This window comes from Chromatiaceae bacterium (genome assembly GCA_024235395.1).
Classification (GTDB): Bacteria; Pseudomonadota; Gammaproteobacteria; order Chromatiales; family Chromatiaceae; genus Thiosocius.
In genome coordinates this window covers 585990-603020 of sequence record JACKMK010000001.1, presented here as the reverse complement: position 1 = coordinate 603020, position 17031 = coordinate 585990, and the positions used below count along the sequence as shown (strand labels likewise).

15 protein-coding genes are annotated in these 17031 nt (G+C 64.0%); 6 read left to right on the top strand and 9 right to left on the bottom strand.

Going from position 1 to position 17031, the window contains the following annotated elements; all coding sequences use genetic code 11:
- Positions 1–5: 5 nt before the first annotated feature.
- The 7 genes from H6955_02750 to H6955_02720 form a co-directional block, all read right to left on the bottom strand.
- Positions 6–1091: an ABC transporter ATP-binding protein gene (locus H6955_02750; GenBank protein ID MCP5312447.1), complete on the bottom strand. Its 1086-nt coding sequence runs from the start codon at positions 1089–1091 to the stop codon at positions 6–8.
- Positions 1092–1099: 8 nt separating this feature from the next.
- Positions 1100–2821, bottom strand: a complete 1722-nt coding sequence (locus H6955_02745; protein ID MCP5312446.1) for an iron ABC transporter permease — start codon at positions 2819–2821, stop codon at positions 1100–1102.
- A gap of 66 nt (positions 2822–2887) precedes the next feature.
- Complete coding sequence (locus tag H6955_02740) at positions 2888–4243, bottom strand: extracellular solute-binding protein (protein ID MCP5312445.1); 1356 nt, start codon at positions 4241–4243, stop codon at positions 2888–2890.
- 170 nt (positions 4244–4413) lie between these two features.
- Positions 4414–5583 carry an acetylornithine transaminase gene (locus H6955_02735; GenBank protein ID MCP5312444.1) on the bottom strand — a complete coding sequence of 390 codons (1170 nt, stop codon included), beginning with the start codon at positions 5581–5583 and terminating at the stop codon, positions 4414–4416.
- Positions 5580–6530, bottom strand: coding sequence for an EamA family transporter (locus H6955_02730; protein ID MCP5312443.1), 951 nt, complete (start codon positions 6528–6530; stop codon positions 5580–5582). Before H6955_02730 ends, H6955_02735 begins: the two co-directional genes overlap by 4 nt.
- 236 nt (positions 6531–6766) lie before the next feature.
- Complete coding sequence (locus H6955_02725) at positions 6767–7507, bottom strand: hypothetical protein (protein MCP5312442.1); 741 nt, start codon at positions 7505–7507, stop codon at positions 6767–6769.
- Positions 7504–8067: a sigma-70 family RNA polymerase sigma factor gene (locus tag H6955_02720; GenBank protein MCP5312441.1), complete on the bottom strand. Its 564-nt coding sequence runs from the start codon at positions 8065–8067 to the stop codon at positions 7504–7506. The genes H6955_02725 and H6955_02720 overlap by 4 nt, the downstream gene beginning before the upstream one ends.
- A gap of 364 nt (positions 8068–8431) precedes the next feature.
- On the opposite strand from H6955_02720, the gene H6955_02715 reads away from it, so the two are divergent.
- From H6955_02715 to H6955_02695, 5 genes are all read left to right on the top strand, one after another.
- A complete protein-coding gene (locus H6955_02715) occupies positions 8432–8863 on the top strand; it encodes a hypothetical protein (GenBank protein MCP5312440.1) in 432 nt (143 codons plus the stop codon).
- 152 nt (positions 8864–9015) lie between these two features.
- Entirely contained in the window at positions 9016–9762 is a 747-nt protein-coding gene (locus tag H6955_02710) for an SDR family oxidoreductase (protein ID MCP5312439.1), read from the top strand.
- 397 nt (positions 9763–10159) lie between these two features.
- The gene (locus H6955_02705) at positions 10160–10939 is read left to right on the top strand and encodes a sterol desaturase family protein (protein MCP5312438.1); all 780 of its coding nucleotides are present in this window, start codon (positions 10160–10162) and stop codon (positions 10937–10939) included.
- A gap of 263 nt (positions 10940–11202) precedes the next feature.
- Positions 11203–11754, top strand: coding sequence for a thermonuclease family protein (locus H6955_02700; GenBank protein MCP5312437.1), 552 nt, complete (start codon positions 11203–11205; stop codon positions 11752–11754).
- A 153-nt stretch (positions 11755–11907) separates the two neighbouring features.
- Positions 11908–12444, top strand: a complete 537-nt coding sequence (locus tag H6955_02695; protein MCP5312436.1) for a hypothetical protein — start codon at positions 11908–11910, stop codon at positions 12442–12444.
- Between the two features lie 77 nt (positions 12445–12521).
- On the opposite strand, the gene H6955_02690 is transcribed toward H6955_02695, so the two are convergent.
- Together H6955_02690 and H6955_02685 are read right to left on the bottom strand one after the other, a co-directional pair.
- Positions 12522–13823, bottom strand: coding sequence for a DUF2254 domain-containing protein (locus tag H6955_02690; protein MCP5312435.1), 1302 nt, complete (start codon positions 13821–13823; stop codon positions 12522–12524).
- Positions 13824–13904: 81 nt separating this feature from the next.
- A complete protein-coding gene (locus tag H6955_02685) occupies positions 13905–15302 on the bottom strand; it encodes a sigma-54-dependent Fis family transcriptional regulator (GenBank protein MCP5312434.1) in 1398 nt (465 codons plus the stop codon).
- A 185-nt stretch (positions 15303–15487) separates the two neighbouring features.
- On the opposite strand from H6955_02685, the gene nhaA reads away from it, so the two are divergent.
- Complete coding sequence (gene nhaA, locus H6955_02680; protein ID MCP5312433.1) at positions 15488–16969, top strand: Na+/H+ antiporter NhaA; 1482 nt, start codon at positions 15488–15490, stop codon at positions 16967–16969.
- Positions 16970–17031: the final 62 nt, after the last annotated feature.

Here is a 17031-nt window from a genome sequence, read left to right as displayed (position 1 = left end):
ACGGGCTATCCGGTCAGCACGCGCACCCGCGCAGGGTCGAGCGTCATCTCTATGATCTGGTCGACCTCATAGGTCGGCGTCCCCTGCTGGTGTATGTCGTCGAAGACCAGTGCCTGGCCGTGGACCTCGATCTCGTAGCGGATCAGATTGCCGAGAAATTCACGTTGGCGCACCCGGGCAGGGAAGTGGACCCGTTTCGAATCCGCCACCGGGGGGCCGCTGAGGGGCGCGAGATTCTGCGGTCGAAACATCGCGGTGGCGCGCGCGGCATCGGTTGCCAACTGTCCGATAGGGATCTCGAACCCGGCAGCGATGCGCAGTGCCGCACCGGATGCTCCTCGGGTGATGTCGCCGTCGAGCAGGTTGGCGGTGCCGAGGAAACGGGCGACGAAGCGGTTAGCAGGATTGTCGTACAGCGCCATCGGCGAGCCGACCTGCTGCAGGATGCCGTCGTTGAGAACCGCCATGCGATCGGCGACCGTATTTGCCTCTTCCTGGTCATGGGTGACGAAGATCGTCGTGATGCCGAGCCGCTGCTGCAGTTCCCGGATTTCACCGCGCATGCGGATGCGCAGGTTGGCGTCCAGGTTGGACAGCGGTTCATCCAGTAGCAGCACGCGCGGCTCGACAACGATAGTGCGGGCGAGCGCAACGCGCTGCTGTTGCCCGCCGGAAAGCTGCGACGGCCGTCGCTCGGCATATTCGCGCAAGCCGACCACGTCGAGCGCCGCGTCGACGCGTTCGCGCACTTCGGCGGATGGCAACCTGCGCTCTTCCAGACCGAATGCGACATTGCGGCGCACCGTCATGTGCGGCCACAGCGCGTAGTTCTGAAACACCATGCCGACCCGGCGTTTCCATGGCGGCAGACGAGTGACGTCTTCGCCGTCGATCAACACCTGCCCCTGCGGCGTCGGACCGAACCCCGCGAGCAGGCGCAGCAGGGTGGATTTGCCCGAACCGGAGGGACCGAGAAACGCGAAAAACTCTCCTGCCTCGATGTCGAGGTCTATGTCGCGCAACACCACATGGTCACCGAACGCCAAGGCGACGTTGTGGAAACTTACTGTGACGCTTTTCGCATCCGCCATGTCGATGTTCACTCCAGATTGATCCCGGTCTCGGCAATGACGCGGTCGCTGGTGCGTAGCCGCCGACCACGTTCGATGATGCGATGCGACAGGTAGGTGCCCAAACCGACGATCACGACCGCAATGATACCGAGTGCCGCACCGGGGCCGCGCCCGGCAGCAGACTGCATGAACACATAGATGCCGTAAGACAATGGCGCATCCGACTGTTGTCCGACCAGCATGAGGGTCGCGGACAGCTCTACCGCCGCGGTGGCGAAGCTGGTGACGAAGCCCGCCAGGATGCCTCCCGACATCAAGGGCACGACGATGCGCCACACCGTGCGCGAGGTGGTCGCGCCGAGGTTTTCAGCGGCCTCCTCGAGCGTGATACTGACCTGCTGCAGCGCCGCGACGCAGGCGCGCAGCGCGTACGGTAGGCGGCGGATGGACAGCGCAATCACCAGGATCACCCACCAGGATGCGAGCGGCTGATCGCCGAAGGGTACCTGCCAACCGTAGAAGGTGCGCAGGTAGCCGATGCCGAGCACCACGCCGGGCACCGCCAGTGCCGCAGTCGCCGCATAGTCCAGCCAGCGACGGCCGGGGATGCCTGTGCGCCATACGATGTAGGCGATCGCCGTCCCCAACACGACATCGATTGTCGCCGCGAGGCCGGCGTACAACAGTGTGTTGGTGACGTATTCCGACGATGTCTCGAACACCCGCAGGTAGTGTTCGATGGTGAATCCGTCGGGCAATACCGCAAACGACCATACGGTTCCGAAGGAAAGCAGCAACAGGCCGATATGCGGTGCCAACACCAACGACAGGATCAGCAGGATCACTGCATAGGCACCGAACTTCTCCCAGCGGCGCAGGTCGCGCCTGAGCAGGCCGCCACCGCCTTTCTGCACCGAGGCGTAGTCGCGCCCACGGAACGCCTGGAACGACGCCCACAGGGAGAACACCGAGAAAAGCACCAGAATCACCGAGATCACGTAGCCCATCGGGTCGGTGATGCCGATCGAGCTGATCCGCAGGTAGGCCTGCGGTGCGAGCATCTTGTTGACGTTCAACAACAGCGGTGTGCCGAGATCGTCGAACACCTTCAGAAAGACCAGCGAGGCGCCGGCGACATAGCCGGGCATCGCCAGCGGAAAGACGATCCTCCGGAACAGCCGCACGCCGCTGCTGCCGAGATTCTGTGCCGATTCTTCCAGCGATCGATCGATGTTGGCGAGGCTGGCTGCGAGGTTGGTGAGGATGAATGGAAAATAATGAATGCTCTCGACCAGGATCACGCCGTTCAGTCCCTCCATGAACGGAATCGTGAAACCGAAGTATTCGTCGAGCAGCAGGTTCACGCTGCCATTGCTGCCGAACAGCAGTTGCATCGCCACCGCGCCGACAAAAGGCGGCATGATCAGCGGGATCACCCCGAGTGTCTGTATCAGCAATGCGCCGCCGAAGTTGAAGCGGGTCGTGAAGTAGGCCAGCGGTATGGCGATCATGCTCGCGAGCATCACCGACATGCCGGCCACATACAGCGAGTTCCAGAACGATTCGCGGAACAGCGACGTATTGAAAAAGTCCTGGAAGTTGACCAGCGTGAAACTGCCCGTGTGCGGATCCTGGAAAGCGACCAGGATCACCTTGAGCACGGGTACGATCAGAAACGCGACGAGAAAAAGCGCGAGCGCCAAGGCGACGCCGGTGGGACCCCATCGCTGACGACTGGCGGATGACATGTTATCGGCTGTAAACCTGGAATGGCGCCGGCCCGGCGAGGGCCGGACCGGCATCAACAGATCGAATCAGCGCGCGATCTTCGCTGCCTGTTCGGCCAGTTCCGTTGCCTTGGCGTAGTTGGTGCGCGCAAAGCTGTCCCACTCCTGCTCGACCTCGGCCTGGCGTTGTGGAACCTCGTCGGTGGCCTTCTTGCGCTTCTTCGAGAAGATCGACGCGAATGCCCGGTCGCCGGCCTCGGTCTCCGTGACCGGTACTGCAGCGATCAAGGATCGTGCCTCGGCGATCAGCGCCCCGGCCTGGGGATTCGATCTGCCGGCGAGCGCTTTTTCGGCCTCCTGGACCGCGCGCACCGCGGTCTGCAGCTCCTCGAGGCGGAAGGTCACCAACTGGTCGAACAGCGAGTTCACGACGTTGTAACGTCCTTCCGACAGGTCCGAGTCGAACTTGACCGCGGCACCGATCGACTTGTCTTCGAACGGGTTCGGCAGCCCGGCCGGCGCCTTGGAATAGATCGCGGGCTTGACGGGCAGGCGCTGGATCTTGGCATCGAACAGCAACTCCTGGCCTTCATCGGACAACAGGAAATCGATGAACGCAGCCGCCGCCTCCGGGTGCGGCGCACCTTTGACCATGCCGACATTGGCGGGCACCAGCGCAGTGATGGTCGGGTAGACGAAGTCCACCGGGAAACCCGATGCCTTGGACGAATAGGCAAAGAAGTCGATCACGATGCCAATCCCGAAGTCGCCGCTGTTGACGCCATCAGGGACACCGAAGCTGCGCTCGGTGATGGTCTTGAAATTACCGGCCAGTTCCTTGAGCGTCGCCCATCCCTTGTCCCAGCCCTCGCCTTGCAGTATGGCTTCGACCGTCAGGTGCGTGGTTCCGGAACGCGACGGTGCGGACATCCCAACATGTCCGAAGTAGACCGCCTGCTTGAGATCATCCCATTCCTTGGCGACCGGCAGTTTCTTCGCCTTCAGGTAGCGCGTGTTGTACATGATGCCGTAACCGGATGCGGCAAAACCGAAGAAATAGCCGTCCGGGTCGTTGATCGGAAATGAACCGATCATGTCGGGTATGCCCTCCGACTTCGGCTGGTACTGCTGCAGCAGGCCCTGACCCTTGAGCACCCCGAATGCGTCCGGCGCGGATACCCAGAACAGGTCGGCAGTCGGGTTGGCAGAGGTTTCCTGGATGTATTTCACGCCGGCCGAGGTCTTCTTGTTCAGTACCTCGACCTGGGTTCCCGGATTGCTGCGTTCGAATGCCGCCTGAAACACGCTGGTGAGGTCCTCCGGGAACGACGTCACGACGACCAGCTTGTCTTCCAGGGCCTGCGCGGCACCGGACAGGGCGAGTACGGCCAGCGAGCCGAGCGTTGCGCGCAACAGACGGGTCAGGGCTTCGTTCAGGTTCATCGATTCGGCCTCCTGGGCGGCGAAGGACAGTTGGCTGTCCGGGAACTGTCGGTATCGTCGTTAAGTATGCTGAGCAATCGCGACGAGGCAACCTAATTGTGCAGGGTCGGCTGCAACAACTTTGGGCGATGGCGTGGGCGCCGCTTGGTCGACACCGTCAATGCACGCGTCTAGTCCTCCATCGCCACAGCGCGGTCGAGCCGCGACAGCATCTCGTCGATCTCGGCTTCGGACAGGTTCAGCGCCGGCATGAATCGCAACGCATTTTGGCGCGGCGCGTTGATCAGCAGCCCCAGATCATGGGCACGCGTGGCGATCGCCGGGGCGTCCCGCTCGGCGGTGTCGAGGGCGAGCAGGAGCCCGCGGCCGCGCACCGGACCGAGGGAATGGCGCCGTGCGAGATCGATCAGACCCCGTGCCAGATAGTCACCGCGCGCGCGGACCCGATCGAGGAAACCCGGCTGCAACAGCCAGTCCAGCACCGCGAGACCGACCGCGCACATCAACGGATTGCCGTTGTAGGTGCCGCCCTGGTCTCCCGGCGCGAAACAGCTGACGGCGTCGGTGGTCAGCAAAGCGGCCAGGGGCACTCCGCCGCCGATGCCCTTGCCGAGGGTCATGATGTCGGGTTCGACACCGAGTGCCTGGTAGGCGAACAGTGATCCAGTACGGCCCATGCCGGTCTGTATCTCGTCGAAGATCAGCAGCATCTCGCGTTCGCGGGTCAGCTGACGCAGCCCCTGGACGAATGTGCTATCCGCCGGGATGACCCCGGCCTCGCCCTGGATCGGTTCGAGCATCACCGCGACGGTGTGCGAGTCGGCCGCAGCGGCGACCGCGTCGAGGTCGTTGTACGGAACCTTGGTGAAACCGGGGACCTTGGGTTCGAACAACGCCTGCCACCCCGGTTTGCCGGAGGCCGCCATGGTCGCCAGCGTGCGGCCGTGAAAGCCATTTTCGAATGTGATGATTCCGTATGCACCGTTGCGGTGTAGCGATCCCCACTTGCGCGCGAGCTTGATCGCCCCTTCATTCGCCTCCGCGCCGCTGTTGGCAAAGAACACCTGGTCGAACGCACTGCTGTCTGCGAGACGGTTCGCGAGTTCCAGCATCGGCCGGTTGTAGAACGCCGGACTGGGATTGATCAGCAGCGAGGCCTGGGTCTGCAGCGCTTCGACAATCGCCGGATGACCGTGGCCCAACGCGTTGACCGCCCAGCCCTGAACGAAGTCGAGGTAGCGCCGTCCTTGCTCGTCGATGAGCCAGGAGCCCTGGCCGGAGACGAATACCGTCTCGCGGCGCCTGGCGATCGGCATGACGGCATCGAATCGTGTGGTCATTGCGACTCCTCCCGATGGTTGGGAGCGGGGCGGTGTGCAGCCTTGCCCAGACCGACCCGCATCACGCCGAGCAACACCAGCAGCGCCCCGGCGACCTGCACGGGACCGAGCGACTCGTCGAGCACGAGATAGGCCAGGGCGAGCGTCATGACCGGTCCGACCGAGGTGATGATCGACGCGTGATCGGCCCCGATTCGGCGAATACCCGCGTTGACGAGAAACGCCGGCAGCACGGTCGAGAACACGGCCAGCGCCAACGCCAGACCGAACACGTCGGCAGACACCCATAGTTGTTGCAGCGGGTGGGACGCCGCGAAATGCAGCACCGTCGCGACAGCCGCGATCGACATCGAATAGGCGGTAAACCGACGTGAACCGAAGCGTGGTATCAGGTGCCCGCTGCCGGTCAGGTACAATGCGAATACGATACCGCTGGTGAGGACCAGGGCCGCGCCGAGGTTTATGTCCGGCGAACCCGCGAGTGGATCGTTGCCGTATACCAGCACGATGCCGAGGTAACTCAAGAGCAGCGCGAGGCGCTGCGCACTGCCGATCGGACGCCGGTACAGCAGGGCGCTGAACAGCACCACGAAGGTCGGATACAGGAACAGTATCAGGCGTTCGAGGCCCGCGGAAATGTATTGCAGCCCGGTGAAATCGAGCAGACTCGCGAGGTAATAACCCATCACCCCGAGCAGCGTGAGGGCCATCCAGTCACCAGGTCCATTGCGCTGTGTCGGTGCCCTGTCGCGCCAGAAGGCGGCCGCGAGGAACAGCGGCAGCGCGATCAGCATGCGCAGCGTCATCAGGGTGATCGCGTCGACCGGTGTGCTGTCGGCGTACGCCAGTTTGATCAACACGGGCTTGACGGAGAATCCGACGGCACCGAGTACGACCAGCAGTCCGCCGCTGATCGCAGTATCCGGTTGTTGTGTGGTCGCGTGCATGGGTCGCCTCGGTCGATGGCAACCACGGTTCCGGCAGCGAGCAATGATCAGGCGGGCAGTCGCGGCGGGATTCGCGGCTGCCGGGGGTCTGCTAGGTCAGGTGGATACGGCAGCAACAAACAAAGGTACGTCGACGCAGGCGCCAGAGACGACCGTCGGGTACGGAGCAGTGTTGTGCCGAATTCGATGTGAGCATCGCCCGAGCGTAGCTGTGATACGAGGCGCCGTCAACGCCATCAGCCGCCGGCACGCGCATTCGACCATTTCTTCAGATTGACACACACGCCCTGATAGAGAATCTCGCCGCCCGGCACCGCGGTAGGCGTGCCGATTGTGCCGCGGGTGATCAACAACGCCTTGGCATCGCGCAACAGTTTCCACCGCTCGTCGTCGAGGGCGAACACCTTTTCTCCGGCGGGTATCGCGCGCAGAAACACCGCGCGGTCGGTGTCGCGTTCGCGTATCCACAGACGCAGCTCGGCGCCCGGCGGTGCGCTGAGCGCATCCTTCGCCGTGATCTCCAGCCGGAACGGACGGTTGTAGGCGAGGACCGCGACCTTGGGTTGGTCGCTCACATCGGACAGCACCCCGACATAGACGAGTTCGGATGCGACAGGCGGTGCCTGCCGCAACACGCCGACCCCGATGAACGCGATCAGCGCGACGGCCAGCGCTGCGTTGACGCCAGCCAGGCCACGCCAGAACCCCAGGCGTTGCCACCAGCCGGGTTCGGCGGACTGACGAGTGGGTGGGGCTACGGCGGCCGCCAGCCGGCTGCGCACCCGGGCGGGCGGCCGGACCTCGGGTGCCGCGAGTGCCAGCGGCACCAGGTCTTCCTGAAACTCGACGACCAGCCGGCGCAGTTCGCGGTCCTGCTGCATTAGGCGTTCCCAACGCCTGCGCGCCGTACCGCGCAGCGTGCCCAGCGCGTAGGCGCCCGCCAGTTGTCGTCGCAGGGTCGGGTCGTCGTATCTCATCGGCGCATGCAGTCCCGCAACTGTGCGAGTCCGCGCCTGATCCAGGTCTTGACGGTGCCGATCGGATGGCTTCTGCGGTGCGACACCTCGGTCGGAGTGTATCCCTGGTGGTAGACCATCAGGATGCATTCACGCTGCGGCTCCTTGAGCAGGCCCAGGCAATCCGTCAGTCGACGCAGCTCGGCGTCGGTCTCGGCCGAGCGCACCGGATCCAGCGCCGAAGGCAACTCGTCGTCCAGATCATCGCTGCGCTGTGCCGCCGCATGCTCGGCGCCACGCAGAAAGTCGATTGCGCGATTGCGCGCGATGTTGATCAGCCAGGTCATCGGCTGCCCCCGCGCCGCGTTGTAGCTGTCCGCAGCATGCCATGCCTTGAGATACACATCCTGCAAGACCTCCTCGGCCCAGTGTTCCCGTTTCAATATACGAAGGATCACACCGAAGAGTTTCGCCGAGGTGGCATCGTAAAGCTCGAGGCAGGCGTTCTGGTCGCGCAGCGCGCAGCGCCCGATCAACATTGCCAGGTCGTTGCTCTGTTGCTGTCGGTCGAGACGCGTCATGCGGCAGCCGGGGCGGACTTCTCGTCAAACAGTCTAGTCGAGGTCTGCGCAAAGGGCGTGCCGGCGCGGCGGTGCGCGACCCCGTCCGAAACCTTCCCGCCGAGGTCGCCGTGCAGGCAGTCTCGGTATCCACAAGCTGTATGCCCCGGTGCTTGTGCCCAATCCGGCTCGGGTGCGGGCGCCGCAGAAGGGAGGGTTTACGCCGGCCGGCATCCTGTCACAAAAAACTGAATCTCCGTGGGCCTCGCAATGCGTAACTGGGATTGAACCCAGCTGTTGGGCGATGTGCCGGGGTGTGCAGTCCCCGGTTGGCATCGATCTGCAACCGCTGGACCCGGATTTCAATACCAGAGAGGAACATGTCATGTTCGACCGCATACGTTTCAGCCACGCCGTCACAATTGCCGCCGTGTCCGTCGCCCTGGCGGCCTGCCAGTCGTCGTACACCCGCGGCGGGTCACCAGCCGGCCTCACCGATCGCGATGGCAGGACCACCTACATCTTCGACAAGGATCGCCCGGACAGCGGAGTCAGTGCCTGCTACGGACCTTGTGCAGCACAATGGCCGCCAGTGATCGCCGGTGCCCTCGGTGATCGCGAATCGGCAGCCGTCGGTCGTGAAGACGGCATCCGCCAGGCGACTTACCGGGGCCGGCCGCTCTACTACTTTGCCGGAGACTCCAAGCCGGGCGACCGCAGTGGTGACGGCATTGGCGGCGTGTGGCACATCGCCGGAGAGCAACGCGAAGGCGTCCAGACAGCGAGCGGCGCGGGTCGGTATGTCGGCGGCTATTGAGACGTGCGGTCGCGGCTCGCGGCCGCCGCGGCGCACGGAAGCGCCGGGGGTTCTTGCGACGCTGGCCCGGTAGGGCTCTCGTCACGTCGAGGGCGGGGCAGGGTGGTGCGCCGTACAATCGAGCATTGCCCATCGCCGAGGAAGCACCACTCATGAAACCCGTCATCCTGATCACCGGTGCCAGCCGCGGCATAGGCGCCGCTACCGCACGACTGGCTGCAACACGCCGCTATGCGGTAGCGGTCAACTATCGTGCGGACCGCGAGGCCGCGGAGGCAGTGGTCGACGAGATCCGGTCCGGCGGTGGTACGGCCGTCGCAATCAGGGCCGACGTTTCCGTCGAATCGGACGTGGTGGCACTGTTCGAGACTGTCGATGATCGATTGGGGACGCTCACCGCGTTGGTCAACAACGCAGGGGTGTTGGCGCGGCAGAGTCGCGTCGAGGACATCGATGCGGCGCGCATTGCGCGAATCTTCGCGACCAATGTGACCGGTGCCTTCCTGTGCGCCCGCGAAGCGGTGCGGCGGATGTCCACACGCCACGGTGGCGATGGTGGCGCCATCGTAAACGTTTCTTCGGCGGCGGCACGTCTCGGATCGGCCGGTGAGTATGTCGACTATGCGGCCTCCAAGGGTGCCGTCGATACCCTGACCCGGGGGTTGGCGAACGAGGTCGCAACGGAGGGTATCCGGGTCAACGCGGTACGGCCCGGCTTCATCTACACGGACATGCACGCCAGCGGCGGCGAACCGCGACGTGTCGACCGCATCAAGACGTCATTGCCGATGCAGCGTGGGGGATTTCCGGAGGAGGTGGCGACAGCGATCCTCTGGCTGCTTTCCGATGACGCTTCGTATACCACCGGCAGCTTCCTCGAGGTGGCGGGCGGCAGATAGCCGCGCCTGCATGCGAACGTCTCAGGTTTTTGACCGCGCGTTGGCGTGGTTTTCGACGCGCAGGTCCCGTTGAGGGGGTTGGGCGAAACCTGCCTGGCTCAAACGCATTCGGGGTCGTTCGCGAATCGGCCCCCGGGCCAAAGCGTCCAACCATCCTGCGATCGTGCGCAGGCCCTGTCCGGTACCGCCGCCGAGTGCGGTGGGGGACAGGGCTTTCGCTGATCTCGCGCGTCGCGCCCATCGTGCGCGAGTCGTTGAATCCTCTTCTCCAGCCTGTTGCGTAACTGCGCAAAGAGGGCTGGTCGAACCATCCCGTCGCCCTACCGCGTAGGACCACAGCCGCGGCGACACCGTCGACGCACCGAGCCTGTTGGATAGACCACGGAGACCTGAACGTATGATGGATGCAATTGAACTGTTCACTTTGTCGATGCTGCCTGTGTTTCTGGTGCTCGACAGGGTGCTGCGGCGCAGTGCTCAGCGCGAGATCGCCGGCTGGCGGTGGCGTGCCGGCACCGTGAGTGTCGCGATGTTTCTGTTCGTCGGCCAGATCGGCGATCTGGCGAGCGCCCTGATCGGCGAATTGCGCTTGATCGACGGCAGCGGGCTCGGAACCTTCGAGGGCGCCGTCATCGGGGTACTGGTGTATGAGTTGCTGCACTACTGGTACCACCGTGCAGTGCATCGTTCGGATCGGCTGTGGCGCTTCGTCGGACACCAGATGCACCACAGCGCCGAGAGAATCGATGCCTTTGGCGCCTATTTCGGTCATCCGCTGGACCTTGCACTGTTCACCTCGATTGCGGTGTTCGTGCTGTATGCGCTGCTGGGGTTGTCACCGTCGGCGGCCGGTGCGGCGGCGGCTTTTCTCGCGTTCAATGCGGTATTTCAACACGCTGACATCGCGACACCTCGCTGGCTCGGATTCCTGATCCAGCGTCCGGAGAGCCATCGGATCCACCACGGGCGCGGTACCCATGGGTTCAACTACTCGGATCTGCCACTGTGGGACGCGCTGTTCGGCACCCTGAGCAACCCGCCGCCCGGTGCGGATTCCGAGGTGGGCTTCTACGACGGGGCCTCGGCGCGTGTCGGCGAGATGCTGGTCGGCAGGGACGTATCGAAGCCACCGGTCGGCAAAGCGACGCAGGCGGTCTTGAGCACCCTTGGTGGCTGACCACTCGACACAGGATTCGATGCCAGGGGTGCGATGACGCAGTGGGACCCGCCGGCGGGTTCGCCGATGTGGGTGACGATCCGAATCGCGGCCCTATTCATCCGCCGTTTGCCGAACCCGATTCGCCGATTCAGTGGTCCGCTGCGCGTTGTGTGACCGGGTTCTGAATTCGCGACTGAACCCTTACGTTGTTCGGCCGCCTCTTCTATTGAAAAGCGGATCGGCAAAGCGGCCGACTCCGCACACCGACGAGAGATCAGACGATGCTGCGCATACTGACATCATTCTCCGTCACGAGCGGGCTCTCCCGCGCCCGGATCGGGGCGACCCTTTTCTCTGCACTGCTGTTCGTGTCGGCCACCGGCCATTCCGCCTCGTTGCAGGTGATCGACGGCGACCAGGTGCTGCTGAACGGCGAGCCGGCGCGGCTCGCCGACATCGATGCCCCCGAACTCTGCCAGCCGGGCGGCCAGGCCGCGCGCCGTGTTCTGCGAAAGATGTTGCGCGGCGACGTGACCTACGAATGGGAAGGCGTCGATGCTGGCGGAAATCGTCTGGTCCGGCTCTACGTGGACGGACGCGAGGTGAACCAGAACATGGTCCAGCTCGGCTGGGCCTGGGATACGGTGCGAGAGAGGCCGAGTCGTTATGCCTTTGCGCAAGCGGTCGCCAGGCTCGAACATCAGGGCCTGTGGGCGGGGGACCAGCCGTTGCCGCCATGGGAGTGGCGCGACAACGCCGAGAACGCGGAGCGCCCGCTGTGTTCCCTGAGTGCGGGTGGCCGGACAATCAACCTGGAGACTGCAGCCAGGTGAGGGTCGCACTGTCACTGCGACGGACGCCATGGATCGACCACCGTAACCTTGCAGTGAGCGCGGTTGCGATCAGCATGTGCAGACTAAGATAGCCATCAACGACAACGAGCCAACGGATGAACCGCACGGCGATCGTTGAATGGAGTGTGTGACATGCCCAAGCATTGGTTGCAGATCAAGGGAGACCCGTCGGTCCGTGCGTTTCTGTTCCAACAGTCACGCCAGGTCAGCCTGTTCGATGAACGCATCGACCAGCTGCACCAGATCGTCTGCACTCTGTTCGGCAGCAAGGGTGCGTTCCATGTCAAGGCGCACTATTCCTCGTCCCAGCTGACCTGCTGGTTCTATGACGATCCGTTCAGCTACAAGGTGTACGTGAAGGAAGAGGTGTTCAATCCAGGATTTCTCGAAAGTCTTCCGTCCCTGTCCTACGAGGCGCGTCAACCGCGCATCGAACTGCAACGCATGGACCTGATCCTCTCGGAGTTCAAAAGATTGCGCGTATCGGATGAACAGATCTACCTCCGAAGTGCGTCCATCAACCGCATAAACGGTCTGATCGGTATGAACTTTTCCTGCGACGGCAGCCACTACATCGAATGCGACGAGTTCTTTTCCCGGCTGCGCGAGTTCGGGCTCGTCGAAGCCCCTGAATCGCCGAATGATCCGCTCGGCGAGATCGCGAACTGAGACGCCGGCGTATCGGTCGCGCAGAGAATACAGGCGTCGCTGTAAGGCCGCCCGGATGCAGGTGCGTTGTGCTCAGGTCAGCACGAGGTGCGTGCACGTAGCCGACGATAACGCTGCTGAATGTCCCGGGCGTCGAACGACTGCCTGACCTCGTCCTGCAGCGAATCCAGAATCAGGTCGCCATGCTGCTGAAGTACAGCGAGGCGCTCGGGGCGACGGGTTAGTTCAGCGAGGCTGCACAGTGACTCGAGCAGGCGTATGCACACGGCTATGTTGGCATCCGCCAGTTGTCGCATCGGCGCGTAGATGGCCTTTGCCAGTCCGGCGAAGCGCGGGGTTCGAATCAGCAACCGCGGGTTGCCTTCGTCATCCGATACGATACATCCGGGCAGGTCGCGGTCCACGATCTCCGCCAGGGCCCGGGTGAACCAGTCGATACAGGTGATCGCGGTGCCCGGGTCATTGATCCCCGGGGAGAGGGCCCGTGCCGCCAACTGGCTGAGTTGGCTGATCGCATGTTCCGCGTCCTGTACCGGCGTACGCACGGGGCCGACCACGACATGGCGCCTCGTCTCTTGCAGGATGCCCTCGATTTCTCGTTGGTTCGCCGCATAGACACTGAAGGCGCCGAGGCCGCCGATCAGGAAGTCGCCGGCGCGCGCGCGCACCATCAGCGTGCAGTCATGTTTGGCGCACAGACGGCTCAGCCCCTGGTAATCGATGGCCTGGACATAGCCATGCTGTGTGGCGGCCAACTCGAACCGCCTGCAGCCGCGCGTGGCCCGCCGCCAATGCGCTGTGTCGTCGCTGCGCCGCGGCCCGTGCTTGACGTCGGCCATGTCGCTCAGCGTGTGGTGCAGCTGGCGGCCTATCCGTTGCACGATCTGGTCGGCCTGCAGGTCGGTTGCCGTGCGGTGCATGAACTGAACGAATGCGAACAGGGCGGCAAACGCGCTCGCGAGTGCGCCCAGCAGGGAAAAGCGCGGAGTTTCGACCAGGGTGAAACCGCTCAGAGTGATGAGCGAATAGGCGTAGCTGCCGAGGAACAGCCCCAGGGTCACCTTGCTGGTACGGTCTTCGAGAAAATTGCGCAGTATCTTCGGCCCATACTGGCCGGACGTCAGCGTGAGCGCGACCATGGTGATCGAAAAAGCGACGCCGCCGACGCCGATGATCGAGCCGGCGATGACGGCGATCACACGTTGCACGGTGTCGTTTCCCAGTGCCGACCAGGGACTGTCGTCGACCGTTATCTGAAACCGCGTGTCCAGCCACAACATCAATACCGCGGTGACGCCGCCGGCCAGGCACAGGGCCGCGGGGATGGGCCACAGGCTGGTCCTCAAACGCTCGCGAAGGTAGGCGAATCGACTGTTCATAGCGTTGGTCCCGTCGGCCTGTCTGGACGATGACCCGGGGTCTGTCCTGTGCTCGTCGCAGAACGCGCAGTACCCTGCGGGTCAGGCCAAGCCGGATACCCTGGTGTCGATGGCGTGTTTCTCGATTCGATAACGCATGGTCTGACGGCTTATCCCCAGCACCGCCGCAGCGCGTGTGACGTTGCCGCGCGTGCGTTGCAACGCCGCCTCGATCATCCGCCGTTCGATCTCATCCAGGCTGATGCTGCCGTCGAGCGGAAAGCTGATCCGGTCACCTTCGACCTGCGGTCCGCCGTTCGTGGCCGAACCGAGCTGCAACCAGCGTCGCTCCAACGTCGAACCGCGCGACAGCAATACGCAGCGTTCGATGACGTTGCGCAGCTCGCGTACATTGCCAGGCCACTGGTGCGCCTTCAGCTCGCGCCATACCTCGTCCGGAACCTGGCGGATACGCCGGTTGGTGCGATCGTTGAACTCGGTGATGAAACTCTGTACCAGGTCTTCGATATCTTCCGGGCGTTCGGCGAGGCTCGGGAGCACGACCTGAAAGACGCTCAGGCGATGGAAGAGATCGCTGCGGAAGCGGTTCTCGACGACCTCCTGCTCCAGGTCACGGTTGGTCGCCGCGATGATCCGCACGTCGATCCGGATCTCGCGGCTACCACCGACACGCCGGACCGTGCGGTCCTCGACCGCCTTGAGCAGTTTCGCCTGCAGGTTCATCGGCATCTCGCCGATCTCGTCGAGAAACAAGGTGCCGCCGTCCGCCTGTTCGAACAGCCCCGCGCGGCGTCCCTTCGCCCCTGTGAACGCGCCGGCTTCGTGGCCGAACAGTTCGGACTCGAGCAATTCGCCGGGCAGGGCGGCGCAGTTGACCTCGACGATCGGGCCCTCGGCACGCGGACCGTTGTAGTGCAGGATCTTTGCAGCCAGGCCCTTGCCGGTGCCGGTCTCTCCACGCAGCACCAGCGCACTGAAATCGGCCTGGGCTATCTGGTCGAGCATGTGCCGGGTCTCTTCCGCGCGGTCGCTGCGCCCGATGAAGCGCGCCGGGCCGTGACGCGCGACCTGGCTGGCAGCCTCGGAAGACAGGCGCCGGTGCGCCCGCGCGCTGCGCGCCGTGCGCCGTACGGCCATGTCCAGGCGTGCGTCGTCCACCGGCTTCTCGAGGAAGTCGTGGGCACCCAGCTGCAGTGCGCGCACCGAGTCCGGGATGGTGCCGTAGGCGGTCATCAGGATCCATTCACCGATCTGTGACGTGCCGGCACGGGTTTCCTTCAGGAGATCCAGGCTGTTGCCATCAGGGAGATTCATGTCGGCCAGTACGATCAGCGGTTCGAGTTCTTCGTCGATCAGCTCGCGGCGTGCGCCCGCGAGATCTTCCACAAGGGTGACGTCCCATCCCTGCTTGACGAAACGCCTCCGCATCTCTTTGCCGAGCAGCTTCTCGTCTTCGATGATGAGCAGTGTGTCAGCCATACGTCTGGGGTCGCTCCGAAAACCATCCGGGCCCATACCCGTTCGAGGCCCGCGCCACATGGCGGTCGTCGGCAGGTAACGAAGCAAGGACCGTACCTTGCCCCTGGCCCGCCTGGTTGCGCACAAATCCGGCCCGATCGCGCGGTGAGGTGGCCGATATCGGCCGCATTGGCGGAAATGGACCGATGCGCAACGGGTCTGGTAACGGCACATCGCACCCGACCCGGCCGGACGACGGCGGGACTGGCATCGCCCTTGCAGCCGAGATGCGCAGTGCGATTGTGCCGACGGTCACCTTGATGAAGATACGCCCCGAACTCGAACGCCAGGTCGACAAGCTCCGCGAACCCTTTGCCGCATTCGTCAGCGCGCAGACAACGGCCAGCGGGCTATTGGTGATCGCACTCGTTGCGGCGTTGTCGATGGCCAACCTGTCCGCTGATCAGTATGCGCATTTCCGGCATCTGCGTGTCGGGCTGATCGTGGATGACGACGCCGTTGTCTGGTCGCTCTTGCATCTCGTGAACGACGGCCTGATTGCGCTGTTCTTCCTGTTGATCGGCCTGGAGGTGAAACGCGAACTGTTGGCCGGTGAACTGAAGGACGGACAACGGGTTCGTCTGCTGCTTGGTGCGGCGTTGGGCGGGATGGTGATGCCGGCGGCGATCTACCTGATTGTCAATGCGACGATCGACGGTGGCCAGATGCATGGGTGGGGCATACCGATGGCGACCGACACCGCACTTGCGATCGGGGTGTTGGCGGCACTCGGTGGACGCGTGCCGAAACCCATCGTGGCGTTCCTGATCGGTCTTGCGATCATCGACGACATCGGCGCGATAGCCGTGATCGCGCTGTTCTACACGCAACAGCTACTGCCTGGCTGGTTGATCGTTGCCGCGCTGGCACTGTCGGTACTGTTGGTCATCAATCGGGCGGGCCTGCGCCACCCCTTGCCCTATCTGCTTGGCGGAACCCTGGTGTGGTGGGCGATCGTTCAATCCGGGGTGCACGCGAGTATCGCCGGCGTCGTGATTGCGATGAGCGTGCCGGCAAGGCCGCGCCTGCGTGCGACGGCGCTCAAGCGACGCGTTCGCAGTGCGGTCTCCGAGGTACCCTCGGACGCCGGACCAGAACAGGTGCTGGGCGAGGCGCACACCCACCGCCAGATCACCAAGGTGGAGCGGCTCGCACAGGACAGCACTACACCGCTGAGGCGCTGGGAGGACAGCCTGGAATTGCCGGTCGCGCTGATCGTGCTGCCGTTGTTCGTGTTCATCAACGCCGGCATCGCACTCTCCCCGGACGCCTTGAGGGCGGCATTGACGGACCCGGTGGCCGTCGGTGTGACACTGGGCCTGGTCATCGGCAAGCCGGCCGGCATCCTGCTCGGTGTATGGTTGGGCGAGCGTCTGCTCGGTGCGCGTCGTCCACCGGGCCTGGACAATGTGCGCCTGCTGGGGATTGGTCTGCTTGCCGGGGTCGGTTTCACGATGTCGACGTTCATCGCCAACCTCGCGCTTGGCGGTGCGGGGGAATCCCTCGCAACCGCCAAGCTTGCGATCCTGCTGGCCTCGGCGGTCGCGGCGCTGGCCGGTTACGTCGGCCTGCGCATGAAGGCGGGTGCCGGGCGGCTGCAGGACGGGGCATTGGAACACGACCGCTGATCACAGGGTCGTGGGCATTTGGATGGCAATCAGGCGTCGCCGATCCCCGCTTGCGGCGCCCT

Coding starts and splice junctions, on each gene's coding strand:
- H6955_02710 (MCP5312439.1), top strand. CDS start 9,016: ATGAAACCCGTCATCCTGATCACCGGTGCCAGCCGCGGCATAGGCGCC.
- H6955_02750 (MCP5312447.1), bottom strand. CDS start 1,091: ATGGCGGATGCGAAAAGCGTCACAGTAAGTTTCCACAACGTCGCCTTG.
- H6955_02715 (MCP5312440.1), top strand. CDS start 8,432: ATGTTCGACCGCATACGTTTCAGCCACGCCGTCACAATTGCCGCCGTG.
- H6955_02740 (MCP5312445.1), bottom strand. CDS start 4,243: ATGAACCTGAACGAAGCCCTGACCCGTCTGTTGCGCGCAACGCTCGGC.
- H6955_02730 (MCP5312443.1), bottom strand. CDS start 6,530: ATGCACGCGACCACACAACAACCGGATACTGCGATCAGCGGCGGACTG.
- H6955_02685 (MCP5312434.1), bottom strand. CDS start 15,302: ATGGCTGACACACTGCTCATCATCGAAGACGAGAAGCTGCTCGGCAAA.
- nhaA (MCP5312433.1), top strand. CDS start 15,488: ATGCGCAACGGGTCTGGTAACGGCACATCGCACCCGACCCGGCCGGAC.
- H6955_02690 (MCP5312435.1), bottom strand. CDS start 13,823: ATGAACAGTCGATTCGCCTACCTTCGCGAGCGTTTGAGGACCAGCCTG.
- H6955_02735 (MCP5312444.1), bottom strand. CDS start 5,583: ATGACCACACGATTCGATGCCGTCATGCCGATCGCCAGGCGCCGCGAG.
- H6955_02745 (MCP5312446.1), bottom strand. CDS start 2,821: ATGTCATCCGCCAGTCGTCAGCGATGGGGTCCCACCGGCGTCGCCTTG.
- H6955_02700 (MCP5312437.1), top strand. CDS start 11,203: ATGCTGCGCATACTGACATCATTCTCCGTCACGAGCGGGCTCTCCCGC.
- H6955_02725 (MCP5312442.1), bottom strand. CDS start 7,507: ATGAGATACGACGACCCGACCCTGCGACGACAACTGGCGGGCGCCTAC.
- H6955_02720 (MCP5312441.1), bottom strand. CDS start 8,067: ATGACGCGTCTCGACCGACAGCAACAGAGCAACGACCTGGCAATGTTG.
- H6955_02705 (MCP5312438.1), top strand. CDS start 10,160: ATGATGGATGCAATTGAACTGTTCACTTTGTCGATGCTGCCTGTGTTT.
- H6955_02695 (MCP5312436.1), top strand. CDS start 11,908: ATGCCCAAGCATTGGTTGCAGATCAAGGGAGACCCGTCGGTCCGTGCG.